This is a genomic window from Streptomyces speibonae (assembly GCF_984686075.1).
The window spans coordinates 4,430,027-4,455,762 of the sequence record NZ_OZ480260.1; the positions used below are offsets into that span (position 1 = coordinate 4,430,027).

At 71.2% G+C, this 25,736-nt stretch carries 27 protein-coding genes; 17 read left to right on the plus strand and 10 right to left on the minus strand.

What is annotated here, in order from left to right; translation table 11 throughout:
- Positions 1–10: 10 nt before the first annotated feature.
- Positions 11–436 (minus strand): D-aminoacyl-tRNA deacylase, encoded by a 426-nt coding sequence (gene dtd / locus AC5L3C_RS20110; protein ID WP_493650169.1) that lies wholly within the window; start codon positions 434–436, stop codon positions 11–13.
- A 177-nt stretch (positions 437–613) separates the two neighbouring features.
- Between dtd and AC5L3C_RS20115 the strand changes: the two genes are divergently transcribed.
- Positions 614–1,246, plus strand: coding sequence for an RsiG family protein (locus AC5L3C_RS20115; RefSeq protein WP_493650170.1), 633 nt, complete (start codon positions 614–616; stop codon positions 1,244–1,246).
- A gap of 87 nt (positions 1,247–1,333) precedes the next feature.
- Positions 1,334–2,590 carry a GNAT family N-acetyltransferase gene (locus tag AC5L3C_RS20120; protein WP_493650171.1) on the plus strand — a complete coding sequence of 419 codons (1,257 nt, stop codon included), beginning with the start codon at positions 1,334–1,336 and terminating at the stop codon, positions 2,588–2,590.
- Positions 2,591–2,784: 194 nt separating this feature from the next.
- Here the strand turns inward: AC5L3C_RS20120 and AC5L3C_RS20125 are convergent, their stop codons facing one another.
- Positions 2,785–2,970: a hypothetical protein gene (locus AC5L3C_RS20125; RefSeq protein WP_125505585.1), complete on the minus strand. Its 186-nt coding sequence runs from the start codon at positions 2,968–2,970 to the stop codon at positions 2,785–2,787.
- A gap of 174 nt (positions 2,971–3,144) precedes the next feature.
- Here AC5L3C_RS20125 and AC5L3C_RS20130 point away from each other — a divergent pair, with 174 nt between their 5' ends.
- Positions 3,145–4,059: a winged helix-turn-helix domain-containing protein gene (locus AC5L3C_RS20130; protein WP_493650172.1), complete on the plus strand. Its 915-nt coding sequence runs from the start codon at positions 3,145–3,147 to the stop codon at positions 4,057–4,059.
- A gap of 4 nt (positions 4,060–4,063) precedes the next feature.
- Here AC5L3C_RS20130 and AC5L3C_RS20135 read toward each other — a convergent pair whose 3' ends face one another.
- The gene (locus AC5L3C_RS20135; RefSeq protein WP_493650173.1) at positions 4,064–4,252 is read right to left on the minus strand and encodes a hypothetical protein; all 189 of its coding nucleotides are present in this window, start codon (positions 4,250–4,252) and stop codon (positions 4,064–4,066) included.
- Positions 4,253–4,380: 128 nt separating this feature from the next.
- Here AC5L3C_RS20135 and AC5L3C_RS20140 point away from each other — a divergent pair, with 128 nt between their 5' ends.
- The 4 genes from AC5L3C_RS20140 (at position 4,381) to AC5L3C_RS20155 (ending at position 9,518) form a co-directional block, all read left to right on the plus strand.
- A complete protein-coding gene (locus AC5L3C_RS20140) occupies positions 4,381–5,262 on the plus strand; it encodes a winged helix-turn-helix domain-containing protein (protein ID WP_493650174.1) in 882 nt (293 codons plus the stop codon).
- A complete protein-coding gene (locus AC5L3C_RS20145; protein ID WP_493650175.1) occupies positions 5,262–6,017 on the plus strand; it encodes an HAD family hydrolase in 756 nt (251 codons plus the stop codon). Before AC5L3C_RS20140 ends, AC5L3C_RS20145 begins: the two co-directional genes overlap by 1 nt.
- 419 nt (positions 6,018–6,436) lie before the next feature.
- Positions 6,437–8,554, plus strand: coding sequence for a phosphotransferase (locus AC5L3C_RS20150; RefSeq protein ID WP_493650176.1), 2,118 nt, complete (start codon positions 6,437–6,439; stop codon positions 8,552–8,554).
- Between the two features lie 79 nt (positions 8,555–8,633).
- Entirely contained in the window at positions 8,634–9,518 is an 885-nt protein-coding gene (locus tag AC5L3C_RS20155; protein WP_493650177.1) for a hypothetical protein, read from the plus strand.
- 59 nt (positions 9,519–9,577) lie between these two features.
- Here the strand turns inward: AC5L3C_RS20155 and AC5L3C_RS20160 are convergent, their stop codons facing one another.
- The gene (locus AC5L3C_RS20160; RefSeq protein ID WP_493650178.1) at positions 9,578–10,282 is read right to left on the minus strand and encodes a FadR/GntR family transcriptional regulator; all 705 of its coding nucleotides are present in this window, start codon (positions 10,280–10,282) and stop codon (positions 9,578–9,580) included.
- Between the two features lie 238 nt (positions 10,283–10,520).
- Between AC5L3C_RS20160 and AC5L3C_RS20165 the strand changes: the two genes are divergently transcribed.
- Genes AC5L3C_RS20165 through AC5L3C_RS20180 form a run of 4 tightly spaced genes read left to right on the plus strand, consistent with a single transcriptional unit; the run spans position 10,521 to position 14,940 of the window.
- Positions 10,521–11,765, plus strand: coding sequence for an aminotransferase class V-fold PLP-dependent enzyme (locus AC5L3C_RS20165; RefSeq protein ID WP_493650179.1), 1,245 nt, complete (start codon positions 10,521–10,523; stop codon positions 11,763–11,765).
- 45 nt (positions 11,766–11,810) lie between these two features.
- Complete coding sequence (locus AC5L3C_RS20170; protein ID WP_493650180.1) at positions 11,811–13,106, plus strand: ABC transporter substrate-binding protein; 1,296 nt, start codon at positions 11,811–11,813, stop codon at positions 13,104–13,106.
- A 2-nt stretch (positions 13,107–13,108) separates the two neighbouring features.
- Positions 13,109–14,107 carry a carbohydrate ABC transporter permease gene (locus AC5L3C_RS20175; protein ID WP_493650181.1) on the plus strand — a complete coding sequence of 333 codons (999 nt, stop codon included), beginning with the start codon at positions 13,109–13,111 and terminating at the stop codon, positions 14,105–14,107.
- A complete protein-coding gene (locus AC5L3C_RS20180) occupies positions 14,104–14,940 on the plus strand; it encodes a carbohydrate ABC transporter permease (RefSeq protein ID WP_493650182.1) in 837 nt (278 codons plus the stop codon). The genes AC5L3C_RS20175 and AC5L3C_RS20180 overlap by 4 nt, the downstream gene beginning before the upstream one ends.
- Positions 14,941–14,958: 18 nt before the next feature.
- Here AC5L3C_RS20180 and AC5L3C_RS20185 read toward each other — a convergent pair whose 3' ends face one another.
- Together AC5L3C_RS20185 and AC5L3C_RS20190 are read right to left on the minus strand one after the other, a co-directional pair.
- Positions 14,959–15,552: a DinB family protein gene (locus AC5L3C_RS20185; RefSeq protein WP_493650183.1), complete on the minus strand. Its 594-nt coding sequence runs from the start codon at positions 15,550–15,552 to the stop codon at positions 14,959–14,961.
- Between the two features lie 4 nt (positions 15,553–15,556).
- Positions 15,557–16,033, minus strand: coding sequence for a pyridoxamine 5'-phosphate oxidase family protein (locus tag AC5L3C_RS20190; protein ID WP_493650184.1), 477 nt, complete (start codon positions 16,031–16,033; stop codon positions 15,557–15,559).
- A 149-nt stretch (positions 16,034–16,182) separates the two neighbouring features.
- Between AC5L3C_RS20190 and AC5L3C_RS20195 the strand changes: the two genes are divergently transcribed.
- The 3 genes from AC5L3C_RS20195 to AC5L3C_RS20205 all read left to right on the plus strand — a co-directional run bounded on the left by AC5L3C_RS20195 (position 16,183) and on the right by AC5L3C_RS20205 (position 17,863).
- Positions 16,183–16,659: a helix-turn-helix domain-containing protein gene (locus tag AC5L3C_RS20195; protein WP_493650185.1), complete on the plus strand. Its 477-nt coding sequence runs from the start codon at positions 16,183–16,185 to the stop codon at positions 16,657–16,659.
- A gap of 78 nt (positions 16,660–16,737) precedes the next feature.
- Positions 16,738–17,370 (plus strand): hypothetical protein, encoded by a 633-nt coding sequence (locus AC5L3C_RS20200; RefSeq protein WP_493650186.1) that lies wholly within the window; start codon positions 16,738–16,740, stop codon positions 17,368–17,370.
- Between the two features lie 160 nt (positions 17,371–17,530).
- Positions 17,531–17,863, plus strand: a complete 333-nt coding sequence (locus tag AC5L3C_RS20205; RefSeq protein ID WP_185930967.1) for a DUF2516 family protein — start codon at positions 17,531–17,533, stop codon at positions 17,861–17,863.
- 18 nt (positions 17,864–17,881) lie between these two features.
- On the opposite strand, the gene AC5L3C_RS20210 is transcribed toward AC5L3C_RS20205, so the two are convergent.
- The 3 genes from AC5L3C_RS20210 to AC5L3C_RS20220 form a co-directional block, all read right to left on the minus strand.
- Positions 17,882–19,249 carry a PP2C family protein-serine/threonine phosphatase gene (locus AC5L3C_RS20210; protein WP_493650187.1) on the minus strand — a complete coding sequence of 456 codons (1,368 nt, stop codon included), beginning with the start codon at positions 19,247–19,249 and terminating at the stop codon, positions 17,882–17,884.
- A gap of 335 nt (positions 19,250–19,584) precedes the next feature.
- A complete protein-coding gene (locus tag AC5L3C_RS20215; RefSeq protein WP_493650188.1) occupies positions 19,585–20,703 on the minus strand; it encodes a C40 family peptidase in 1,119 nt (372 codons plus the stop codon).
- A 903-nt stretch (positions 20,704–21,606) separates the two neighbouring features.
- Positions 21,607–22,422 (minus strand): class I SAM-dependent methyltransferase, encoded by an 816-nt coding sequence (locus AC5L3C_RS20220; protein WP_493650189.1) that lies wholly within the window; start codon positions 22,420–22,422, stop codon positions 21,607–21,609.
- A 208-nt stretch (positions 22,423–22,630) separates the two neighbouring features.
- Between AC5L3C_RS20220 and mshA the strand changes: the two genes are divergently transcribed.
- Both mshA and AC5L3C_RS20230 read left to right on the plus strand, forming a co-directional pair.
- Positions 22,631–23,968: a D-inositol-3-phosphate glycosyltransferase gene (gene mshA, locus AC5L3C_RS20225; protein WP_493650190.1), complete on the plus strand. Its 1,338-nt coding sequence runs from the start codon at positions 22,631–22,633 to the stop codon at positions 23,966–23,968.
- Positions 23,961–24,479: a type III secretion system chaperone family protein gene (locus AC5L3C_RS20230; protein WP_493650191.1), complete on the plus strand. Its 519-nt coding sequence runs from the start codon at positions 23,961–23,963 to the stop codon at positions 24,477–24,479. Before mshA ends, AC5L3C_RS20230 begins: the two co-directional genes overlap by 8 nt.
- Here the strand turns inward: AC5L3C_RS20230 and AC5L3C_RS20235 are convergent.
- Entirely contained in the window at positions 24,433–25,254 is an 822-nt protein-coding gene (locus AC5L3C_RS20235; RefSeq protein ID WP_493650192.1) for a helix-turn-helix transcriptional regulator, read from the minus strand. The genes AC5L3C_RS20230 and AC5L3C_RS20235 overlap by 47 nt on opposite strands.
- Between AC5L3C_RS20235 and AC5L3C_RS20240 the strand changes: the two genes are divergently transcribed.
- The gene (locus tag AC5L3C_RS20240; protein ID WP_493650193.1) at positions 25,253–25,726 is read left to right on the plus strand and encodes a DUF2000 family protein; all 474 of its coding nucleotides are present in this window, start codon (positions 25,253–25,255) and stop codon (positions 25,724–25,726) included. The genes AC5L3C_RS20235 and AC5L3C_RS20240 overlap by 2 nt on opposite strands.
- The last annotated feature ends 10 nt before the right edge of the window (positions 25,727–25,736 follow it).

The following is a 25,736-nucleotide window of genomic DNA, read 5'->3' on the forward strand; positions in this document are numbered from 1 at the left end:
GCCGTACGGCTCAGATCTCCAGCAGGACGGTGAACGGGCCGTCGTTGGTCAGCGACACGCTCATCTTCGCGCCGAAGCGGCCCGTCGCCACCGTCGCGCCCAGCGCGCGCAGCCGGGCGACCACCTCGTCGACCAGCGGTTCGGCGAGATCGCCGGGGGCCGCGGCGTTCCAGGTGGGGCGGCGGCCCTTGCGGGCGTCGCCGTAAAGGGTGAACTGGCTGATCACCAGGAGCGGGGCGCCGATGTCGCTGCACGACTTCTCGTCCTGGAGCATCCGGATCGACCAGAGCTTGCGGGCGAGCTGTGCCGCCTTCTCCTTGGTGTCGTCGTGGGTGACACCGACGAGGACGCACAGCCCCTCGCCCTCGATCGCGCCCACCGTCTCGCCGTCCACGACGACGCTCGCCCCGTCGACCCTCTGCACCACCGCACGCATACGACCATCATGCCGGTCGGCGAACAGACGGCCGACGGCGGCCCGCGGGACACCCCGGTCGGGCTATTTTTACTCCTTAGCGCCCATCTGGGGCGGATCGGGGACACTCGCTCACATTGCGGCAGCTTGGGGTGGCACGATGCTGGCACATGCCGGTCGAGGGGACGGTTGAGGCACATGAGCACACGGGGAATCGGACAGTCGGCGACGGCTGTCCCGCCTGTCCACGCGGCGACCGGGGAGCGGGAGTTCCACCGTCCGCCCACACAGCGCACCGACAGCCCGGTACTGCCGGAGGAGCGGGGGGCGGCCGATCTGACGCTGCTCGGTCTGCCGGCACTGCGCGCGGTGCGCCGTGCCGCGCAGCGCGACGAGGCCGACCTCAGCTATGTGCGGCGGCTGCTCCAGGGGCGTATCGACATCCTGCGCGCGGAGCTGGCGCGGCGGGACCCGGAGGGCGTGCCCTCGGTTCCCGCGCCGGGGGAGGCGTCGGTGGTGGAGCGGCTGTCGGAGATCCTGCGGGACGGTCCCGCCCGGCACCGGTCCTCCGCGCGCCATGTGACGCTGGGGACGCCGCGCGGGGAGGAGTACCGGCGGCTCGCGGCGGACATGCTCGGCGAGGTGGAGCTGTCCGACCTGGGCGCCCGCACGGACGGCGAGCTGAGCACCGCGATGGGGCGGCTGGTGCGCTACGAGCAGCAGGTGTCCCGGCGGCGGCAGGGGTTGCAGCGTACGGCGGACGAGTGCAGCGCGGAGATCGCGCGCCGGTACCGGGAGGGAGAGGCCCAGGTCGACGACCTGCTCGCGTGAGCGGGGCGTGGGCGTGGGCGTGGGCGGGGGAGGGGGCGGGAAAAACCTCGTCGACACCCGGCGCGCGGCCGACCTACCGTGACCTCCATGACCTCCCGCGACGGCATCGACGTACGTCCGATCACCGCATCCGAGTTCCCCGACTGGAACCGGGCCCTGAACACCGGGTTCCTGATGCAGCCCACCTCGGACGAGGACGTCGTCGAGGCGCGCCGGGCGCAGTTCACGCCCGGCCGCTCGCTGGGGGCCTTCGACGGGGGGCGGTGCGTCGCCACGTTCCGTTCCTTCGCGCAGGAGCTCACCGCGGTCGGCGGGGCGGCCGTGCCGGCGGACGCCGTGACCAACGTGACCGTGTCCCCCACCCACCGCCGACGGGGCCTGCTGAGCCGGATGATGGAGCGGGACCTGGCCGCGGCGAAGGAGCGCGGGGACGTGGTGGCCACGCTGATCGCCGCCGAGTACCCGATCTACGGACGGTACGGCTTCGGCCCGGCCACCTCGACGACGGAGTGGACGGTCGACGTGCCGCGCTCCGGTCTCGACCCGCGGTGGGCCGGACCGGAGGACGGCGGGCGGATCGACCTCGTGGACGCGGAGGACGTGCGCAAGCTCGGCCCGGAGCTGCATGAGCGGCTGCGCAGGGCGCAGCCCGGTGCCGTCAGCCGGGACGAGCTGTGGTGGCGGGTCACCACCGGCGCCGTACGCTTCCACCCGGCCTTCCACGAGCCGTACTACGCGGTGTACCGCTCGGCCGCCGGCGAGATCGAGGGCATGGTCGCCTACACCGCGGACGACCACTGGGGCGACGCCAAGCAGCCGCTGAACACGGCCCGCGTGAAGTGGCTGACCGCCGTGACCCCGGCCGCCGAGCGCGCGCTGTGGCACTACCTGTGCTCGGTGGACTGGGTGGTGAAGGTGAAGAGCGGCTGGCGGGCCCCCGACGACCTGCTCCCGCACCTCCTGCCCGACCCGCGCGCCGCCGCCGTCACCACGCAGGCGGACTGGCTGTGGGTGCGGATCCTGGACGTCGTACGGGCCTTGGAGGCGCGGACGTACGAGGCGGCGGGCTCGCTGGTGCTGGAGGTGTCCGACGGTGGCGGGCTGACCGGCGGGCGGTACCGGCTGGAGGCGTCGGCGGACGGGGCCGGGTCGTGCGTGCCGACCACGGAGAGTGCCGATCTCGCGCTGGACGTCGCGGAGTTGGCCGCGCTGTGGCTGGGGGACGAGTCGGCGGTACGGCTGGCGGCGCTGGGCCGGGTGCGGGAAGAACGAGCGGGCGCCGCCCGTCAGGCCGACGCCCTGCTGCGTACGTCCAGGCGACCCTGGTGCCCGGACATCTTCTGAGCGCGTCTTCCCTCCGCGCTCTCCTGCTGCCTCCTTCCGCCGACGACGGTGGAACGTGCATCCGTAGCGTGCTCTTCAGTTGTGGTTGTGGTTGTGGTTGTGGTTGTGGTTGTGGTTGTGGTGGTGGTGCGACTGGCGGGGCTCCCGGCTCCCCTCCGGAAGGGAGTCCCGTCAGCGGTGGTGCGGTGTTGCTGTCAGCCGGACTGGGCGAGCAGCATCACGAGGATGACCGCGCCGATGCCGCTGATCATGGTGTTGCGTGCCTTGATGCCCACGGTGAGGGCGACGAAGGCGATGATCCCCATCGGCCCGTATTTCCACTGGATGAGCTGTTCGAATCCGATGGCCAGGGCGGCGAGGACGATGGCGATGAGCGGCATGGCAGTCCCCCTTGTGTCCGTGGCCTCCAACCGTCACTCCTGGCGGCCAACCCCTTTGTAAGTCGACCAGGCTGCTCGAGTTGGTGACCAACTTGTTCCTAGTTATCTCCGCTTGGAAGAGGCTTATAACCACCCTTCGCTGAACTGCCCGAAGATGGCGAGAAGTTGTAGTGTTTGGTTGTGGACCCGGAACACGCCTCCGTCAATGGGCGGAAGAAGTCACAGCGGCCACAGAGAACACATACCGAGGTGGCCGACGAACTGCGCGCCCGGATCCGGTCCGGTGCGCTGCGGCCGGGCGCGCGCATGCCCACCCAGGCCCAGCTCGCGGCGGAGTTCGGCGTGGAGCGCCCCGCGATACGCCAGGCGCTGCGCATCCTGCAGTCCGAGCAGCTGCTCACCAACGTCTCCAAGGGCGCCCCGGCGACCGTCGCCGCCCGCCCGGGGAAGGCGCCGGCCGGTCCGGCGGCACCGCCGCTGCCCACCACGGTGGCCCTCGCGCCCAGGATCGCCGCGGCCTTCGAGGCCGAGCACGTCGAGATCGACGCGGTCTGTCTGACCTCCATCTCCCTCACGCTCGCCATCGGGGAGCCGTTGCGGCAGATCCACGCGGGGCGACTGAAACCGGCCAAGATCGACGTGCGGGTGCTGCTGCCCAGCCGGGACATCCCGCTCGCCTTCCCGGTGCCGGTCGAGGGGCGGACGGGCGCCGAACGCCCGGTGCACGACCAGTGGCTGTCGATGCGCAACGCCCAGGGGCAGGTGCTCCGGCACAACCTCCTGGCCCTGCGCGCCACCCACGGCATCGACGTCCGCGTCTCGTTCCGCGCGCTGCCCTTCACCCCGCCGGTGAAGCTGTACCTGCTCAACGGCGCGGAGGCGCTGTTCGCCTACTACACGGTGGCCCGCAGCCGGGCGCAGATCGACCAGGAGAGCCTGGAGACGTACGACGCGCAGGGCATACGGTCGATGCTGTTCGCCTTCGCGCAGGGCGCGGGCCTGCGGGACACCACGTTCGTGGAGCAGTCGCACCTGTGGTTCAACGCGCTGTGGGAGACCATCAGCTCGGAACTGGTGCTCACGAGCTGACGTCTCACAGGGCGGGCTTGCCCACCAGCAGGGCGAGCATCACCGCTCCGGCGGAGCTGAGCGAGGGCCGGTTGGCTTTGATGCCCAGGGTGAGCAGCAGCAGGCCGACGAGGCCGGCCACACCGTACCGCCACTGGACGAGCTGTTCGACGGTGAGGGCGACGACGGCGCAGACAAGGGCGAGGAAGTGCATGATGTCCCCCCATGGTCTTGCCAACTCCATCAAGTTGGCAACCAACTGTTCCTCACTTGTCCCCACTTGGTAGCTCTACATAAACAACCTTCAAACAACTCCCGTCAGATGGATCAAAGTTGTAGCGTTTGGTCGTGACCCAGGAGAACGTCGCAGTGAACGGCAGCAGCAGGCTCTCGCCCCAGGAGATCGCCGACATCCTGCGGGAACGCATCCGGGCCGGTGAGCTCAAGGCGGGCGACCGCCTGCCCACCCAGGCCGAGCTGGCCGAGGAGTTCGGCGTGGAGCGCGGCACCGTCCGCCAGGCCCTGCACGCCCTCCGGGAGGACGGCCTGCTCAGCAACCTGGGCAAGGGCAGCCCGCCGCGGATCGCCGCACCGCCGCCCGCGCGGGAGGAGCCCCAGCCGACGATGGTGGGCCTGGCACCGCGCCTGACGGACGCCTTCGAAACGGCGCGGGTGCGGATCGACGCGGTGTGCCTGACCTCGGAGAGCTTCATGCTGGCCCTCGGTGAGCCGCTGCGCCACATCCACGAGGGCCGCACCCGCCCCGACTCCGTCGACGTCCGCGTCCTGCTGCCCTCCCGGAACATCAACCTGGCCTTCCCCGTCCCCGTCGAGGAGGACGACGACGGCGCCAACCCGGTCCACGACCGCTGGCTGTCGATGCGCAACGCCCAGGCCCGCGTGCTCCGCCACAACCTCCTGGCCCTGCGCGCCACCCACGGCATCGACGTACACGTCTCCTTCCGCGCGCTGCCCTTCACCCCGCCGGTGAAGCTCTACCTCCTCAACGGTGACGAGGCCCTCCTCGGCTACTACATGCTCACCCGCCGCGAGGAGGAGTGGGAAAGCCACACCCTGGAGATGTACGACGCCCTGGGCTCGACCTCCCTGCTCTTCTCCTTCGCCAAGCGGGCGGGCCTGCGGGACCAGGCATTCGTGGAGGAATCACAGAACTGGTTCGACGCCCTCTGGGCAACCATCACGACGGACCTGACACTCTCTTAGTGACTTCTGAGACGACACAGACCGATCCGGTGCCGACCGAGGCCGAGACGGAACTGAGTGAAGTACGGGATGTGATCAAAGGCGCCCGAGTCGTGCTGTGGGATTTCGACGGCCCCGTCTGCCGGCTGTTCGCGGGGCACTCGGCGGCAGGTGTGGCGACCGACCTGGCGTCCTGGCTCGAGAGTCGTGGCCTGCACGGGCTGCTCACGGAGGACGAACGGGAATCCCCGGATCCGCAGATCCTCCTGCGTGCGGTCGACCGCCGGCGCCCCGGCAGCGACCTGGTGGCGGAGCTGGAGGAACGGCTCACTCAGGAGGAGCTGCGGGCCACCGCCTCGGCGATGCCCACTCCGTACGCCGACCCGCTGATCCGTACCTGGGCGGCGGTGGGTGCCCGCCTGGCCATCACCACCAACAACTCTCCACGCGTGGCCCGCGAGTACCTCGACTCCCGCGGGCTCGCTGCCTGCTTCGCCCCGCACATCTACGGCCGCACCCAGGAGCTGAACCACCTCAAACCCGACCCCCACTACATCAACCGTGCCCTGGCCGCGATGGGCGCCGCTCCGACATCCGCCCTGATGATCGGCGACGCCCCGTCCGACCTTTTCGCGGCCCGGGCCGCCGACGTGCCTTTCCTGGGTTACGCCCGCAATGAGCGCAAGAGCAAGCGTCTGCGCGAAGCGGGCGCCACGACGGTTGTGACCTCCCTGGAACCCGTCCTCCGGTTGGTCCGCGACCTGTATCGCAGCTGAGGACGAGACCGATCGCTGTCGTTCCATCCGCCGGGCCGACCCTTCGACGGTCGGTTTCCCGGTGGACGGGAAAGCTCGACGAACTGGTTCGACTCGGTCCGGGGTCCGCGGGTGGAGTGAACGGCATGCGGTACCCTTCGCGCACCGATTGAGCAAGCGCTCGCCTCCGCTCGTACCAAGGGGCACATCAGCCGACTCGGACGGGCTTCGTGGCTTGGGTGGACGGGTGACACCGGCCCGGAGTGTCCCGGCATGCGGCACTTCGCGTGCGGGACCGGAAGCCGCGTGCCTAACTTCAGTTGTGACTCCCTTCGTACCTCCCGGAGCGGCCAGTGGGCGCAGCACCTATTCCCCGACCCGCCCCTGGGGGACCACACTCGCCCGGCACCCTGCTCCGAGGACCGCTGCTCCGGGACTTCGTGGAACTCGCCACGCGCAACGGAACGGCCAGCAACGGTCACCACAACCAGAACTATGTGCTGCCGCTGACCGAGCCGGAGGCACGGCTGCTGGGGCGCGAGACGGGAACCTCCGTCACCGTGCGGGTCCGCCGGTCCGACGCGTTGCCCGTCGTGATCAGGACCTGGGACAACGAGGACGAGGTCCTGGGCGCGGTCAGAGGCGTCCTGCCGCACGTGCCGCAGTGCCTGGCCAAGGGGGCGGGCATCGCCATCCACACCTATGTGGAAGGCGTACCGCTGTCCAGCGTCTGCGGCAACGGCAAGCCCGTGGACACGCTGCTGGTCAAGGCGCTGGCCGGACTGCTGGCCCAGATGGCGCAGGTGCGGCGCAGCGCGCTGCCGCCTCTGCCGCGGAGCTGGCCCCGCAACGACACGGACAGCCGGGCCTTCCTGCGGACCTTGGCGCTTCTGGCGGATGAGCAGATCCGGCGGCCCAACTGGAGCATGTTCGGGGGCCTGTTCGCGGCGCTGGGCATTCCGGAGGACGCCATGGTCCGTTTGGCCGAACGGGCCCCCGTCATGACGAGACGTCCGTACAGCCTGCTCCACGCCGACCTGCACCGGGACAATCTGATCGTGTCCTACGGCGGACACACCCCGCTCATCTGCGTCGATTGGGAGCTGGCGACCTACGGTGATCCGCTCCACGATCTCGCCACGCACCTGGTGCGCATGCGGTACCCGGAGAGTCAGTGGGACGAGGTGATCGATGCGTGGGCGGAGGCCATGCGGGGGATCCGGCCGGCCGCCGTGAACGGGCTGTCGAAGGATCTGCCGCACTACCTGGCATTCGAACGGGCGCAGTCGGTCTACCCGGATGTGATGCGCGCAGCGCACTCCCTGCTGCAGTCGTTCACTCAGAAGGACCTGGACGAGGCGACGGAGGCGGTGAGCAGAGCGCTGGTCGCGGCCGCAGAACCGTTGCGGCTGAGGAGTGTGCCCGGTGTGCGGGAGATCGAGCGGGCGCTGTGCCGCTGGGTGGCGTCCCGCCAGGAACGCGACCGCACCGGCCGCGGACCGTTCGTCCACGTCCTCGACTGGCAGGCGGATCCCCGGCTGCCCCCGTCCTCCTGCTTTCCCGAGGTCGCCGTGCGGGAAGCCCTTGCCCTGGAAGGCGCCGCGCCGGCGGGACGGGTGTTCAAGGGCACCACTCATCTCAACACCGTGGTCCGGGTGCCGAGCACGGGACAGTCCGTGGTGGTGCGGCGAAGACTGCCCGACGTCCACCGACGGGAGCGCAGTTTTCTCAGCGAGCATGCTGTGCTGCGCGCCATCGAGCAGGCACCCGTCGCCGTCACGGCACCCAAGGCCCTGGCACTGGGTGAGAGCTACCCGGACGACGGCTTCGCCATCCACACCTATGTGGGCCCGCACGACATCGACCGCCCCCCGAACCACCCCGTGCACGGGTTGCTCCCGCACGAGGCGGACGGTCTCGTGGACCAGCTCTGCGCCCTGACCCGGGTGGACTACAAGCAACTCGATCCGGTGGCCGGTGAGCGGGGCTTCTACCGGTGGCTCAAGTGCCAGCTCGTTGCCCTCGTCGGGGAGCTGCCCAAGAAGACGCAGCAACTCGCCCGGCAACTGGGCCTGCCGGACGCCGGGCGTCTGGACCAGATCCTGTCCGGACAGGAGGTGAGCCACCGGGAGCCCTCCCTGCTCCACGGGGACCTGAACCCGTGGAACCTGGTCCGCCGTGACGACTCGCACGCACTGACCATCATCGACTGGGAGATGGCCCTGATCGGCGACCCGCTCTACGACCTCGTCCGGCACATGCACCTCACGCCGACCCGGCGCGAGATCAGGGACCGGATGTTCAACCGCTGGGAGCGCACGCTGCCGTCCGAGTACACGCACGACTGGCACAGGGACTGGCAGACGTACGCGAGGCTGGAGACGGTCCGGTCCGCATACATCGACCTCGACCGTCTGGTGACCGGGGAAAGTCTGGACGCGCCCAATGTCCGCCGCGCGGTGGAGTCCTACGCGGTGACCCTGGCCGTCGCCATCGGCTCGCTGGGCCTGCCCCTCCGTTCCACGGCGAACCCTTATCTTGCCCGGGCACTGGTGTAGGGGGAACATGTCTTCCAAGGCCGTTGTGCACACCGTCGTGTGACGGCTCGCCGGGTGGGGTGCACGAAGGGGGCCGGGCATGCCGGAGCGCGTGAACGGGTCGTCCGGCAGCAGTGTGAGCAGGCGCTTACGCGGCTTTCAGGAGCGCTTCGAGCCCTTGGTGACCCGCCTCTTCCTGGCGGGCATTTTCGTCACCGGCCTGGTCGCTCAGTTCATCCAGCCGGTGGGGGACGCACTGGAGGGCAAGGCCTTCCTCGGCGGCGCCCTGCTGAGTCTGGTCGCGTACGTGCTCTACGACGCGGTGCGGGAGCTCTCCTCGTCGGTGCGGCAGCCGACGCGTGGCCTGGTGAACTCGAGTGAGCTGGGCGGATTCGTCAACGAGGCCTTCCGGGCGCGCAAGGTGGAGATCAGCTTCCTCGGCTACACGGGGGAGACCCTCTACCACGAGGTCTATCGCAGTCTGGGGGAACTCTTCGACAATCCGGGGCCGACGAGGACGGTCGTCGTGCGAATGCTCGTTCCGGACTTCGGGCAGCCCATGACCGTACCGGCGCGCGTGGGGCCCGACGACCGTCCCGTGGACGATCCGGCGTTCCGGAGCCGGATGCTGCGGCAGTGCCGGGAGTACAGCGGAATCCTGTCGGCCGTGGCGGACAGCCTCAACGGGACCGGACGGTTCGTCGTCGAGTGCGAGTACCGCTGCTACCCCGGCATTCCGCGGGACAAGATCTGCATATTCAACCGGGCTCATGTCCTGCACGGTCTCTACGACGTTTCCGCCCGGAAGCGTCTTGAGCACATAGGGCCCGAGTACTACGACCCCAAGGGTTACACCACGGAGCTCAACGTCTGGTCGCAGGAGGGCGCGACCGCCGCCGAGGCCGTCTCCATGCGGGTGAAGCATTTCGACGAACTCTGGGCGCTGTCGTCGGTGCCCAACTGGGGTCGCAGCGCGGCTGCCTAGGTCTCCGGGCGGCGTCCACGTCGCGTCAGTGCTCAGCACGCAGGCGGAGGCCCCCCGGGTCAGACCCCGGAGTCGCTCTCCTCCTCCACCGGTGGCATCAGTGCGCGCAGCCAGCGTTCCGTCTGGGCGACGTGGGCCTCTGCCGCTCCGGCCGCCGCGCCGGGGTCGCGGTCGGCGATGGCGGTGGCGAGGATGCGGTGGTCCGCGTCGCTCTTGCGGCGCAGGTCGGGCCCCTCGGGCAGGGTGAAGACCTGGTACTTGCGGGAGCGGGCACGGAAGACCGCGAGCAGCGAGGCGAGCGTGGGGTTTCCGCTCGCCTGGGCGATCTCGGCGTGGAAGCGGTGGTCGAGTTCCGAGGCCTCGGTGGGGTCCTCGGTGGCCTCCATCGCCTCGATGAGGGAGAAGAGGGTCTCGACGGTCCGGGGCGTGGCCCGGGCGGCGGCCTTGGCCGCGACATGGGCCTCCAGGACGCGCCGGATCTCGTAGAGCTCCAGCAGTCCGGGCAGCGGCAGGAGCTGCAGGGTCAGCGAGAGGCTGCCGATCAGGTCCTCCGGCCGCAGCTGGGAGACGTACGTGCCGGAACCGTGGCGCGGCTCTATCACGCCCAGCGCCGCCAGCATGCGTACCGCCTCCCGCAACGAGCCGCGGGAGACGCCCAGTTCCTCGCAGAGATCCGCCTCGGGAGGAATGCGCTCGCCGGCGCCGAGCCGCCCCGTCGCGATCATGTGGCGCAGGCCGTGGAAGGCCTTGTCGACTGCGGACATCCGATTCCTCCCCTGACGGGCCGGCGTCGGCGTGCGCCTGCCCGAGTGCACTGTAGCGAGACAAGAGATCCGATGTCTCCCATGTATCGGCTGTGAGTCATCTGATTTCTCTTGGCGCAGAGGGCTTGTCATGGCCGAAAAGTGCATGCCACCATCCCGAGTCATCATACGTCTCGGCATGAGGGTCTGATGTCCCGGTGCGATGTCCCGGGTCCGGAGCCTCACGGATGGGAGTCATGTGAGCGAGACCGAGGTCACCACCGCACCCCGCCCCCTGCTGCTGGCCGACGGCCGTCCGGCGGCGCGGGCGTGGTCGCTGGATCCCGCCCTGCGCCACCTCAACCACGGCTCCTTCGGCGCGGTACCGCTGGCCGCCCAGGCGCGCCAGCACGAGCTGCGTACGGAGATGGAGAGCGCGCCGGTGGTGTGGTTCCCGGAGCTGCCGCGGCGGCTCGCGGCCACCCGGGGCGACCTCGCGGCCTTCCTCGGCGCGGCCCCCCGCGACCTCGCCCTGGTGCCGAACGCGAGCGCCGGCATGAGCGTCGTGTACGCCAGTCTGGAGCGGCGGCGCGGCGGGGAGATCGTCGTCACCGACCACGGCTACGGCGCCGTGACCATGGGCGCCGAGCGGCTGGCGCGCCGCTGGGGCGGCCGGGTGCGCACCGCCCGGGTGCCGCTGGACGCGGACGAGGAGCGGGCGTACGAGGCCGTGATGGCCGAGGTGGGGGAGAGCACCGACCTCCTCGTCATCGACCAGATCACCTCGGCGACCGCCCGCCGGCTTCCGGTGGAGCGGATCGGCGCGGAGGCACGGCGCCGCGGTATCCCGCTCCTCGTGGACGGCGCCCACGCCCCCGGCCTGATCGACGCCCCGCTCACCGGGCTCACCTGCGACTTCTGGGCGGGCAACCTGCACAAATGGGCCTGCGCGCCGCGCGGCACGGCGGCCCTGGTGGCGCGCGGTCCGCTGCGCGACGGCCTGTATCCGCTGATCGACTCCTGGGGCGCCGCCGACCCCTACCCCGACCGCTTCGACCAGCAGGGCACCATCGACGCCACCCACTACCTCGCCGCCCCGACGGCCCTCGACTTCGTCGGGGCGACCTGGGGCTGGCCCGCCGCCCGCCGCTACATGGACGAGCTGGCCGGCTACGCCGAGCAGGTCGTGGGCGCCGCGTTCACCGCGCTGACCGGCACGGACGCCCGAGTCGACGTGGGCATGCCCGTGCCCGGCATGCGGCTGGTGCGGCTGCCGGAGGGTCTCGCCGACAGCCGCGTCACCGCTGACGCCCTGCGCGACCGGGTCGCCGCGGAGCTGGGCGTCGAGGCGGCGTTCACCGCCTTCGGCGGCGTCGGCTACTGGCGGCTGTCCGCCCATGTCTACAACACCGCCGAGGACTACGAGTACTTCGCCGAGAGGTGCGTTCCCGTGCTCGGTGAGTGGGCCCGCGCGGCGCGCGCCCAGCAGCACCGCACCCCCTGAGGCCACGCCGCCGTATCCCCTCCACCCAAGGAAGAGGTCGCCACGATGAGAAGAAGGACGGCAGCTCTCGCGCTCGGCACCGCCGCCGCGATGGTCCTGACCGGCTGTTCCACCATGAGCCCCGGTGAGAGCGGGACGGTCACCCTCAACATGGTCGAGAGCCTGACCAACCCCGCCCGCACCGACCTGCTGAAGGGGCTGATAGCCGACTTCGAGAAGCAGAACCCGAAGATCGAGGTCAACCTCGTCTCCCCGCCCACCGAGCAGGCCGACCAGAAGATCCAGCAGATGCTCCAGTCCGGCAGCGGCGTGGACGTCCTGGAGGTCCGCGACATCACCGTGGGGCCGTGGTCGAACAACGGCTGGCTCTACGACATGAAGAAGGACCTCGCCGACTGGAAGGGCTGGGAGGCCCTGACCGACAACGCCGTCGAGGCCTCCGAGGACACCGAGGGCAGGACGTACTTCGTCCCCTACGGCTTCTACGGGCTGAGCCTCTTCCACCGCACCGACCTGATTGAGGAGGCCGGCTTCGACAAGCCGCCCGCCACCTGGGAGGAGCTGCTGGAGCAGGCGTCCAAGATCCACAAGCCGTCGGAGCGGCGCTACGGTTACGCCTTCCGGGGCGGCGCCAACGCGCACAGCAACGCCACCGCCGCGATCGAGGCGTACGTCGCCGACGACATCGACCCGGCCAACGGCTACCTGCTGAAGGACGGCAGCACGATCTTCTCCGCGCCCGAGGCGCTGGACGCGATGGAGACGTACCTGAAGTTGTTCGAGGAGGCGTCACCGGAGTCGTCCGTGGCGTGGGGCTACCCGGAGATGGTCGAGGGCTTCTCCAACGGCTCGACCGCGTTCCTGCTCCAGGACCCCGAGGTCATCGCCACCGTCTCGGAGTCCAAGTCGATCAAGCCGGACCAGTGGAGCACCGCACCGCTGGTGGCCGGGCCCAGCGGAAAGACCGTGCAGCCGCTGGCCACCGCCGGCTGGGGCGTGGCCGAGGGCAGCAAGCACAAGGCGGAGGCGGTCGAGCTCGTCCAGTTCCTGTCGGAGGGCGAGGCGTCGACGGCGTTCACCAAGAAGAACAGCCTGGTGCCGATCCTGAAGTCGGCGGCACAGGACGAGTTCTACCGGACGGGCCCCTGGGCCAGCTACGTCACCATGACGGAGAACCCGGACAAGTACCTCGTCGTCACCCAGCCGCGCGGCGTCGCCTGGTGGGCCGAGTGGCAGCAGCGCGCCGACACCGACGTGCAGAAGATGATCCTCGGCAAGCTGACGCCGAAGGATCTGCTCGAGGGCTGGGACGCGTACTGGACCGAGAAGTGGAAGAAGTAGCGATGCCCACCACGTCCACTCGTGACGTACGCAAGGCGCCCCCCGCGCGGAAGGGGGGCGCCCCGCCCACGAGGACCGGGCGCCGGCGGGAGTTCACCACGCGGCGCGGTCTGGTCATCGCCGCGTTCATGGCGCCGGCGGCGGTGTTCGTGGCGGTCTTCACGTACTACCCGATGATCGCCGGCAGTCAGATGGCGTTCCGCAACTGGAACCTGACCGACCTCACCGACACCTCCTGGGTGGGCCTGAAGAACTTCCGCGAGGTCTTCACCGACCCGGCCTGGGGCACGGTGCTGGACAACACCCTGCTGTGGGTGGTCGGTTCGATCGTGCCGCAGCTGGTGATCGGGTTCGCCATCGCGCTGTGGCTGCGCCGGCGGTTCCCCTTCCGTGGGCTCTACCAGGCGCTGATCTTCTTCCCCTGGGCGATCTCCGGGTTCCTCATCGGCATCCTGTTCCGCTGGCTGTTCAACAGCGAGTTCGGCGTCGTCAACGACCTGCTGCAGAAGGCGGGGATCATCGACGAGCCGATCGCCTGGCTGGCCGATCCGCAGACCGCGATGATCGCCGTGCTGATCGCCAACGTCTGGTACGGCGTCACCTTCTTCGCGATCATGATCCTGGCCGCGCTCCAGTCCATCCCCGACGAGCTGTACGAGGCTGCGGCGCTGGACGGTGCGAGCCGGACGCGGACCCTCTTCCAGATCACCATCCCCTACATCCGTATGACGCTGGCCCTGACGGTGCTGCTGCGCGTCATCTGGATCTTCAACTTCCCCGACCTGATCTTCGGTATGACCGGGGGCGGGCCGAACAACGAGACGCACATCGTGACCACCTGGATGATCAAGATCACCCAGCAGGGCGACTACGGCAAGGCCTCCGCCCTCGGCCTCCTGGTCGTCGCCATCCTGCTGGTCTTCGCGGTGTTCTTCCTGCTGGCGACGCGGGAGCGGACGGCCACGGCACGGGGCTCCGGAAAGCGAGGTGCACGGACGTGATCGGCAAGGAAACGGCGGCCGGACGGGCCACCAAGTTCACGTTCCTGGGCCTGTGGCTGATCTTCTCCCTCTTCCCCCTCTACTGGATCACCGTCACCTCGCTCAAGGCGCCCGGCGACATCTTCGCCTTCCCCATCGCCTACTGGCCCGAGCGCTTCTCGCTGGAGAACTACCAGGGTCTGTTCGGCACCGCCGACTTCGGCACGTACCTGGTCAACAGCCTGGTGGTGGCGACGGTCGCGGGGCTGGTCGCCACGGCGATCTCGACGCTGTCGGCGTATGTCCTCGCACGGTTCGAGTTCCGCACGAAGTCCGCGCTGCTGATGGCGGCGCTGGTCACGCAGATGATCCCGTCCTTCATCGCGCTGGGCCCGCTGTACCTGCTGATGACCGACCTGCGTCTGGTCGACAACCGGCTCGGGCTGATCCTCGTCTACATCGCCGTGTGCGTCCCCTTCTGCACGGTGATGCTGCGCGGCTTCTTCGCCAACGTCCCGGACGCGCTGGAGGAGGCCGCCATGATCGACGGCCTGTCCCGGCTCGGGGCGCTGGTACGGGTGCTGCTGCCGGTGATGCGCCCCGGGATCGTGGCGGCGTTCATCTTCAACTTCGTCAACTGCTGGAACGAGCTGTTCCTGTCGGTGACGCTGATGAACAGCGACGGCAACAAGACCGTGCCGACGGCCCTGAACGGCTTCATCTCCAGCTTCAACATCGACTGGGGCTCGATGTCCGCGGCGGCCGTCCTGACCATCCTCCCCACCATGGTCCTCTTCGCCTTCGCCAGCCGGCACATCGTCCAGGGGCTCACGTCGGGGGCGGTGAAGGGATGAGCCGGGGGCCGACGGCGGTCACCGCTGCCGTCCGGCCTCCCGCGCCGCCCGCTCCAGCCGCTCACGGTAGCTCTCCCACCAGGCCGGGTCGGTGGACGGCAGGCTGCTCGCGTCCTTTCCCTCGCCCACCCCGCCGTCCAGCAGTTCCCGGAGGATGTCGGCGTGCCCCGCGTGGCGGTGGGTGTCGGAGATGACGCGGACCACGGCGTGGTGCAGGGTCAGTTCGTCATGGCCCTCCGGCCACCAGGGCACCTTGCCGGCCGTCTCCAGGGGCAGGGCGTCGAGCGTGGCGTCCGCGTGCGCCCACGCCCGGCGGTACAGGTCCACCACGAACGCGCGTGACTCCTGCGCGGTGGCCCACATGTCCGCGTTGGTCTCCGCGGCCTCCGCGAGCCAGGGCAGCGCCTCGCCCGACGGGCGGCCGAAGGCGTCGCCGAGGTAGCCGAGTTCGATGCCGGCCACGTGTTTCACCAGGCCCAGGAGGTTGGTCCCGGTCGGGGTCATCGGGCGCCGGATGTCGTACTCGGACAGCCCTTCGAGCTTCCACAGCAGGGCGTCGCGGGCCTCCTGGAGATAGCGGCGCAGGTCGGCCTTGGCGCCGGACACGGTCACGGGGTCAGCCCTCCGCGCGGGGCGCGTCCAGCCAGCGGCCGTCGCGCATCAGGGTGCGTCCGGGCAGCTCGTTCGCCTCCCGCCAGGCCTGGACGCGCAGCGGCCGGATGCGGAAGTACTGGTACGGCCGGTCGAGCTTGCGCGGGTCGAACCCGGTCTTCGCGGCGAACGCGTCGCCGGTGCCGGCGCCGAGCTCGGCGACATCGACGGGCTCGGCGGTGCCGTCGACGAGCACGACGTCACGCGTCGGCCCGAGGCCTACGCGCACCCGGGGGTCGGCCAGCAGATTGCGGCTGGTGACCGACGCACGCGGCGTCGAGACGAGCAGCGCGTCCCCGTCCCAGAGAAACGACAACGGAACCAGATGCACCCCACCGGACGCGCCCGCGGTGGCGACCCAGAGATCAACATCGCCCTCCAGCCGCTCCCGCGTATCCCGCACTCGCTCCCCGAACCCCCGCGCCGCAACGTCCTCGCTCATAACCCCTCCCTTCCACGAAGACCCCCACGCTAAGCGCTGCCCGGACCCCACCGCTTCTCCACAACCGACCGACCGCGGGCGGTTGTGCTGTGGCGCACTATTGCAAGCGGGTGCTTGCAATAGTTAGCGGGGTGGGGCAGGGTGGGGGTATGGCATCGCTCAACGTCGGCAATCTCGGTGAGTACCTGCGCGAGCAGCGGCGCAGTGCGCAGTTGTCGCTGCGGCAGCTCGCCGATGCCGCCGGGGTGTCCAATCCGTACCTCAGTCAGATCGAGCGCGGGCTGCGCAAGCCCAGTGCGGAGGTGTTGCAGCAGGTCGCCAAGGCGCTGCGGATCTCCGCCGAGACGCTCTACGTCCGGGCCGGCATCCTCGACGCCGAGCGCGGCCAGGGCGAGGTGGAGACACGGGCCGCGCTGCTCGCCGATCCCACGCTGACCGAGCGTCAGAAGCAGGTGCTGCTGCAGATCTACGAGTCCTTCCGCAAGGAGAACGGGTTCGGCGGCACCGAGGACGAGGCCGTCGACGCGAGTGACGGCGCGGTGGACGCCGAGGACGGCGATGCCGTGATACGCCGGAGCCGTACGGCCGGCGGCAGTGACAAGGGTCCGCGGAGGACGGCCGGCTGAGCCGGACCAGGGCGCCGGCCACCCGCCGCGGACCACATGAGAACCCTCAGCCGAAACGAATCCGGGAGGACCATCACCATGGCCATCACCGACGACCTGCGCAAGACCTTCAGCGACCCGACCCCGCTCTACTTCGCCGCCGGCACCGCCGACCTCGCGCTGCAGCAGGCCCGGAAGGTGCCGGCCCTCGTGGAGCACCTGCGCGCCGAGGCCCCGGCCCGTATCGAGGCCGTGCGCAACACCGACCCCAAGGCCGTGCAGGAGCGGGCGACCGTCCGGGTCCGTGAGACCCAGGAGACGCTCCAGACCAAGGTCGGCGAGATCATCGGCACGCTCGACACCGACCTGAAGAAGCTCGGCGAGAACGCCCAGGACATCGCGCTGCGCGGTGTCGGCATCGCCGCCGAGTACGCGGTCAAGGCGCGGGAGACCTACGAGAAGGTCGCCGAGCGCGGCGAGCAGACCGTGAAGACCTGGCGCGGCGAGGCCGCCGAGGGCATCGAGGACATCGCCGTGGCCGTCGAGCCGGCCCCCGAGCCGAAGCCCGCGCCCCGGCCCGAGCCGGTCGAGCCCAAGGCCGACAAGCCCGCTGACAAGCCCGCCGACAAGCCCGCGGGCAGCCCGGCCGCAGCCGCGAAGAAGCCCGCCGCCGCCAAGAAGGCCCCCGCGCGCAAGACCACCGCGAAGAAGACGACCCCGCCCGCGAAGTAGTCGCCGGGTGGCGGCGACGGTGACGGGCCGGGCACTCTCGTGGTGCCCGGCCCGTTCTCCGGGTAGCCGACCGGCGGATGCCGACCGGTGGATGCGGGTACGGTGACCGGGTAAAGACGGCGTAATGGACGAGCCGAGTCGGGTGGTGGACGTAGTGCTGATGCAGGGCTTCGCGGGGTTCATGTGGCTGCTGAGCATGGCCCTGATCGTTTTCAGTGGCTTCGCGCTGATCGACGCCGCCACGCGTCGTGAGGACGCCTACCGCGCGGCGGACAAGAAGACCAAGCCGTTCTGGCTGATCATCCTGGCCCTGGCTTTCGTGGTGAACCTGATCTTCAACATTCTGTCGTTCCTGCCGATCATCGGCCTGATCGCGACCATCGTGTACATGGTGGACGTCCGCCCGGCCCTCCGCGGCCTGCCCGGCGGCGGCCGCGCCCGCAGGGGCTCCAGCAGCGACGGTCCCTACGGGCCGTACAACGGCGGCCGCTGACGGGGGCGCGGGCCCCGGTCAGGCCGTCCGGTCCAGCAGCAGTACCGCCACGTCGTCGGTCAGCTCGCCGCCGTTGAGGTCGCGGACCTCGTTCACGGCGGTGCGCAGCAGTGCCTCGCCGCTCAGGCCCTCGGAGAGCTGGCGGCGGATCATCTCCACCATGCCGTCCTGGCCGAGCCGCTCGCCGGTGTCGCCGACCCGGCCCTCGATCAGACCGTCGGTGTAGAGCATCAGGCTCCACTCGGCGCCCAGCTCCACCCGCATCCGAGGCCAGCGGGCGCCCGGCAGCAGCCCGAGCGCCGGGCCGTTGTTGCCGTACGGCAGCAGCTGCGCCGGCATGCCCGGGCGGGCGAGCAGCGGTGACGGGTGGCCGGCCAGGCACAGGCCCGCGTGCCGGCCGTCCGGCGCGATGTCCACCGTGCACAGGGTCGCGAAGATCTCGTCGTCGGGGCGCTCGTGTTCCAGCACCTCCTGCAAGGTGCCGAGGAGCTGGTCCCCGGACAGCCCCGCCAGGGTCAGCGCGCGCCACGCGATGCGCAGCTCCACGCCGAGGGCGGCCTCGTCCGGGCCGTGTCCGCAGACATCGCCGATCATGGCGTGCACGGTGCCGTCGGGGGTGCGTACGACGTCGTAGAAGTCGCCGCCGAGCAGGGCGCGCGAGCGGCCGGGGCGGTAGCGGGCGGCGAAGCGCAGCGGGGAGCCGTCCAGCAGCGGCGTCGGCAGCAGGCCGCGCTCCAGCCGGCGGTTCTCCTGGGCGCGCACCCGGCCCTCCGCGAGGCGCCGCTCGGCGGAGTCGGACCGCTTGCGCTCCACCGCGTAGCGGATCGCCCGGCTCAGCAGCCGGCCGTCCAGCTCGTCGCGGACGAGGTAGTCCTGGGCGCCCACCCGCACCGCCTCCGCGCCCCGCTCGGTGTCGTCGGCGCCGGTGAGGGCGAGGACGGCGTGCCGGGGAGCGAGCTCCAGGACGTGCTTGAGCACGGCGAGCTCGTCACCGTCGCCGGTGCGGCCCGGCGCGGGCAGGGCGAGGTCCAGCAGGATGCAGTGGACGTCGTCGGTCAGCAGCCGCTCGGCCTCGGTGAGATTGCGGGCGGTGCGGACGCGAATGGGTTTGCCGGACGGGTCGAGCAGGTCCGGCACGATCGGTGACCCGCCGGGATCGTCCTGGATCAGCAGCAGGGTGAGGTTGGTGTGGGCGGCCGTGTCGGACCGGTCCGGCGCGGTGCCGGACAGGACCGCGGTGCTGCTCTCGACCGGGGCCGCGGTGTGCGGGGCCGCCGTCCTGGTCTCCGCGGAGTCCAGGGCGGAGCCTTTGCTCAGTGCAGCGGCCGGAGCCTGACCACCTTCCGCGGCCGGGATCGCTCTCTGCCGCGGTACGGGTGCGGGCATTTTTCCGGGTTCCTTCCCTCCCCCCGAGGGCATGGTGGGGGCGACGGATCTCGGCCCTGTCCCCGGCTCCACCTCGGTGTGCGAGCAGAGGATGCCCCTTCGAACGGGGACCTTAGCGGTTGACGGCGCCGCAGCGGAATGGTGGAGACCACGCCGCCGCGCCCTCGGCCATTGTCATATGCCGCGTTTGCTAACGCAGTTGGACAGGCCGGGTGTGCTGTGGGAATGACGAACGTCACGTCCCCAGGGGGTTTGATCGCAAGATCCACGTGCAGTGGGTCACGTGGCCTGTGTCACCGGGGCGTTGGGCACACCCGCGCGGGGTGCCCCGCCGTTCAGTCCGTGTCCGGGCCCGTGTCCGGGCCCGTGTCCGCGTCCGGGCGTACGACCCCCAGGATCGGCATCGATCCGGCCCCCGCGAGCGTGATGGACCGCCCGGGGCGCGGGGCGTGCACCATGATGCCGTCGCCCAGGTACATGCCGACGTGGGTGGCGTCCTTGAAGTAGATGATGAGGTCACCGGGCCGCATGTCCTCGATCTCCACGCGCTCCAGCTGCCTCCACTGCTCCTGTGAGGTGCGCGGTATGGTCCGCCCGGCCGATATCCAGGCCTGTGAGGTGAGTCCGGAGCAGTCGTACGCCTTCGGCCCCTCCGCGCCCCACTGGTACGGCTTCCCGATCTGCGCGGTGGCGTACGCGACGGCCTTCTTGCCCTGCTCCGTCGCCTTGCCGTCGATGTCGTCCAGGATGCCGGAGCTGAGCCAGCCGGCCTGGGCCTGGTCGGCGGCGCGCCGCTCCATCCGGGCCAGGCGCTGCTTCTCCTCTTCCTTCAGCTCGGACTCGAGCTTCTCGGCCGCCTTGATCTGCTTCTCGATCTTCTTCTGGGACTTGGCCTTGGCCTTGCGGACCGTTTCCAGTTCCTTGAACTGGGTTTCCGCGTCCTGGGCGTACTGCTCCAAGTCCTGCTGGGTGCGGGACATTTCCCGCAGCAGCCCCTTGGTGGCGTGCTCGCCCTGCCGTACCCGGCCCGCGCCGTCGAGGAACTCCTGCGGGCTGTCGCTCAGCATGAGGTGGGCCTCGGGCGGCAGCCCGCCGCCGCGGTACTGGGCGGCGGCCGCGGCGCCCGCGCGCTCCTTGAGCTCGTCCAGCCGCTCGCGGCCCTTGACGATCTTCTCCGCCAGCCGCACGATCTCGGCGGACTGCTTCTTCGCCTTCTCCTCCGCGGCGTTGTACTCCTCGGTGGCGACGGCCGCCGCGCGGTAGAGCTTGTCGAGCTTCTTGCGGACGGCTTCGAGTTCCTCGTCGGGGCCGTCGACCACGGTGACGCTCGCGGTCGTGCCCGGGGGCGGCGGGGGAGTGGGGGCCGCGAACGCCGTACCGGGCAGTGCCAGTACGGTCACCGCGCAGACCACGGTCACGGCCGCCGCGAGCATTCCGCGCCTGCCCGTCCCCATGAGGCCACCCCCCGCTTGATTAACCGTCAGTAACAAATGGTCGCCAGGGGGATGCTGCCATGCCGCGGCGTGAAACGACAGAGGGAGTCCTTCCCGTCCCTCCCGCCCGTGCAATCCCCGGCGCGACGATCGCCCCACCCATGTGACGAACAACTCACGGAGATCGTTCCTCCGGCGCGGACGCCAGGGCCGCTGGCCGGTCCGGTGCGGCCGCCGCCACGGGCCCGACGGGTTCCGCGCGGGGCGTCATGGCCCGCGGTTCCTCTCGGGCGGGTGTCATGGCCCCGGGCCCTTCCCGCGCGGTATCGCGGTTGCCGGCCGGTCCGGTGCGGGCGTCACGGGCCCGGTGGAAACCGTGCGGGGTGTCACGCTCGTGGTTCCTGCCGCGCGGGGCGTCACGCTCGCGGCTTCTCCCGCGCGGGTGTTCGCGGTTCCTCTCGGGCGGGTGTCATGGTCCCGGGCCCTTCCCGCGCGGTGTCGCGGTTGCCGGCCGGTCCGGTGCGGGCGTCACGGGCCCGGTGGAAACCGTGCGGGGTGTCACGCTCGTGGTTCCTGCCGCGCGGGGCGTCACGCTCGCGGCTTCTCCCGCGCGGGTGTTCGCGGTTCCTCTCGGGCGGGTGTCATGGTCCCGGGCCCTTCCCGCGCGGTGTCGCGGTTGCCGGCCGGTCCGGTGCGGGCGTCACGGCTGCTGGTCGGCGTCGGCGGGGAGTTACGGGCCTGGGTCCCTTCCGCGCGGTGGGCGGGGCGTTACGGGCCCGGGTCCCTCCCGCGCGGTGTCACGGCTGCCGGTCGGTTCCAGGCGGGCGTCACAGCCACTGGGCGACCCCGGCCGGGGCTCGCGGCTCGCCGTCACTCCCGCGCGCGCCACGCGGCTCCCGCCAGTCCCGCGCGGACGCGCCCCCGTCACCCCCGCGGCGCCAACGCCCCCCACCGCACCGTGACTTCGCCCTGGCGCCACCGCGACGGGCCGTCCGTCACCGGCCAGTCGGCCGTGAGGTCCCGTACCGTCCGGATCCAGCGTTGCCGGGCGCCGTAGGAGGCGTAGGGCGCGGCGGCGGCCCAGGCGCGGTCGAAGTCGCGCAGGAAGGCGTGCACCGGCTCACCGGGGACGTTGCGGTGGATGAGCGCTTTCGGCAGGCGCTCGGCCAGGTCGGACGGGCGCTCCAGGGAGCCGAGCCGGGTCGCGAAGGTGACGGTGCGCGGCCCCTCCGGACCGAGCGCCACCCACACGTGCCGGCGTCCGATCTCGTCACACGTGCCCTCGACCAGCAGCCCGCCGCGCGCCCCCGTCGCCGGGTCGGCCGGTGCGAGCCGCGCGCACAGCCGGCGCCACACGGCGGCGACCTCCGCCTCGTCGTACTGGCGCAGCACGTTCGCCGCGCGGATGAGCACCGGCCGCCCCGGGACCGGGACCTCGAAGCCGCCGTGCCGGAAGACCAGCCCCTCGCGCTCGTACGGCCGTGCCGCCGCGACCCGGGCCGGGTCGATCTCGACGCCCGTCACGTGGGCGCGGGGCGCCACCGAGCGCAGCCGGTGCAGCAGCTCGACAGCCGTCCAGGGCGCCGCGCCGTAGCCGAGGTCGACGGCGGCGGAGTGCTCCGCGCGGCGCAGTTCCGCGCCGTGCGTGACCGCGATCCAGCGGTCCATGCGGCGCAGCCGGTTGGGGTTGGTGGTGCCGCGCGTCACGGTGCCCAGGGGGCGTGGGGCGCGGACTGTCATACGTCCGAGTATGCGGGTACCCGCGAAAGCGTCCCCACGTGGGGGACGTGTCACGGTCTCGAACGGTTGAGCGACAGTCGGTAATGATTCGGCAAAGACCGTGACCGGGGTCGCCGACCGGAAATGGGAACCGAGCCTTCCGGTGTTGAGGTCACGGAGGGCCGCACCACCCTCCGCCAGGCATGCCCACAGCGAGGAGGAACGCCACGTGAGCCAGTACATCGCGAGGCTCGGCCGGCGCTCCCCCGCCGCGCCGCCGCGGCTGCGCCTGCACCGCAGGCCGCGCCGCGTGGCGATGCTCACCGTGCACACCTCCCCGCTCCACCAGCCGGGCACCGGCGACGCGGGCGGCATGAACGTCTACATCGTGGAGCTCGCGCAGCGCCTCGCCGCGATCAACATCGAGGTCGAGATCTTCACCCGCGCGACCGCCGCCTCCCTCCCGCCCACCGTGGAGCTCGCCCCCGGCGTCCTGGTCCGGCACGTCGACGCCGGCCCCTACGAGGGTCTGGCCAAGGAGGACCTCCCCGCCCAGCTGTGCGCCTTCACCCACGGGGTGATGCAGGCCTGGGCCGGCCACCGCCCCGGCCACTACGACCTGGTCCACTCCCACTACTGGCTCTCCGGGCACGTCGGCTGGCTCGCCGCCCAGCGCTGGGGCGTCCCCCTGGTGCACGCCATGCACACCATGGCCAAGGTCAAGAACGCCAACCTCGCCGACGGCGACACCCCCGAGCCCGCCGCCCGCGTCATCGGCGAGACCCAGATCGTCTCCGCCGCCGACCGGCTGATCGCCAACACCTCCGAAGAGGCCGGCGAACTCATGGAGCACTACGCCGCCGACCCCGGCAAGGTCGCCGTCGTCCACCCCGGCGTGAACCTGGCCCGCTTCCGCCCCGCCGACGGCCGCGCCGCCGCGCGGGCGCGCCTCGGTCTCCCCGAGGACGCCCTGATCCCCCTCTTCGCGGGACGCATCCAGCCCCTCAAGGCCCCCGACGTCCTGCTCCGCGCGGTCGCCGTCCTCCTCGACCAGCGCCCCGAGCTGCGCGGCCGCATCTGCGTCCCCGTGGTCGGCGGCCCCAGCGGCAGCGGCCTCGCCAAACCGGAGGGCCTGCAGAAGCTCGCCGCGCGGCTCGGCATCGCCGACGTCGTCCGCTTCCACCCGCCCGTCGGGCAGGAACAGCTCGCGGACTGGTTCCGCGCGGCGTCCGTCCTCGTCATGCCCTCCTACAGCGAGTCCTTCGGCCTGGCCGCCATAGAGGCGCAGGCCTCCGGCACCCCGGTGCTCGCCGCGGCGGTCGGCGGCCTGCCCGTCGCCGTACGGGACGGGCACACCGGCTTCCTCGTGCAGGGCCACGATCCCGCCGCGTACGCGCGCGTGCTGCGCGACTTCGCCGACCACCCGCCCCTCGCCGCCCGCATGGGCGTGGCTGCCGCCCGGCACGCCCAGTCCTTCGGCTGGGACACCGCGGCCGCCGCCACGGCGGACGTCTACACGGCCGCGACCCAGGTCCACCGCCGTCACGTACGCTCGCACCATGGCTGACAAAGCGGCGGAGGCGGCGCAGGTCGTCGAGGGTGTGCTGAAGGACGCGGAACTGGAGTGGGAGAGCCCCGCCCCGGGGTCGTACGTGGTGAAGCTCCCCGGCACCCGCAAGCTCTCCACGACCGTCTCCCTGATCGCCGGCCGGCACACGCTCTCCCTGAACGCCTTCGTCATCCGCCACCCCGACGAGAACGAGGGCGCGGTCCACCGCTGGCTCCTCGAGCGCAACCTCAAGCTCTTCGGCGTGAGTTACGCCGTCGACCCGCTCGGCGACATCTACGTCACCGGACGGCTGCCCCTGTCCGCGGTCACCGCGCAGGAGATCGACCGCCTCCTCGGCCAGGTCCTCGAAGCCGCCGACGGCAGCTTCAACACGCTCCTGGAACTCGGCTTCGCCTCCGCGATCCGCAAGGAGTACGCCTGGCGGGTGTCACGCGGCGAGTCCACCCGCAACCTGGACGCGTTCACCCACCTGCTGGAGCGCCCGTCGCCCGGTAGTGTCCCGGAGTGACGCCCACGAGTTTCCGGAAGTGCCGGGTCAGATGGGCCTGGTCGTAGAACCCGGTGGCGACCGCCACCTCGCTCGGTGACCGCCCCGCCAGCAGCAGCCGCCGCGCCCGCCCCACCCGCCGGGACATCAGATACTGGTGCGGCGCGATGCCGTACGCCCCGCTGAACGCCCGTACCAGGTGCGCGGGGTGCGCGGACAGCAGCGCGCCCGCCTCCTCCAGGGTGAGCCCCTCGACCACCCGCGCGTCCAGCAGCTCCCGCAGCCGCCGCGCGAGCACGGGGTCCCGGCGGACCGCTCCGGCGCCGTCGCGCGAGCGCAGATGCTCCCGCAGCCGCTCCCCGACGAGCGTCAGCCGGCTCTCGGCCTCCAGTTCGTCGCCGGGCCGCACCAGCGCGGAGTGCACCTGCCCGACGCGCCGACGCAGCAGCGGGTCCCGCAGATCGGGCCGGTCGACGGCGGCCCCGATGAGATCGTCCCCGAGCCGGGTGGTGTCCAGGTACAGCACCCGCTTGCGGAAGCCGCCGGCCGTGGCGGGGGCGCCGTTGTGGGGGACGTGCGGCGGCAGCAGCGTCACCGTGTCGTGCGGGGTGCCGTGCTCGTGCCGGTCCAGGTCGTACCGTACGGCGCCGTCGTCGACGATGAGCAGCGTCCAGGCGTCGTGGACGTGCATCGGGTAGGCGTACTCGGTGAAACGGGCGTGGAACACCTCGACGACGCCCGGTACCTGGGGCCGCCAGGCGGAGACCGTCGCCCCGGACGCTGCCTGGGAGGGCATGCAAACAACGTACAAGACCGCGCGGCGGCCGGAGCGGCAGTCTCACTCCATGACCACCAGCACCCGCTTCGACACGAAGATCGCCGTCCTGCTGCGCGAGGACCTGGAGACCTGGCAGCGCCTCAACGTCACCGCGTTCCTGGTCAGCGGCCTGGGCACGCAGTTCCCCGAGCTGATCGGGGAGCCGTACGAGGACGCGGACGGTGTGCCGTACCTGCCGATGTTCCGCCAGCCGGTCCTGGTCTTCCAGGGCTCGAAGGAAACCCTCGGGACGGCCCACACGCGGGCGCTCACCCGGGCCCTGCCCCGCGCGGTCTTCACCGGCGACCTGTTCGCCACGGGCCACGACGAGGCCAACCGCGCGGCGGTCCGCGCCGTCGGCACGACCGGCCTGGACCTGGTCGGCCTGGCCGTCCACGGCCCGAGGAACGCGGTCGACAAGGTCCTGAAGGGGGCCAGGATGCACCCGTGAGACGCTGACG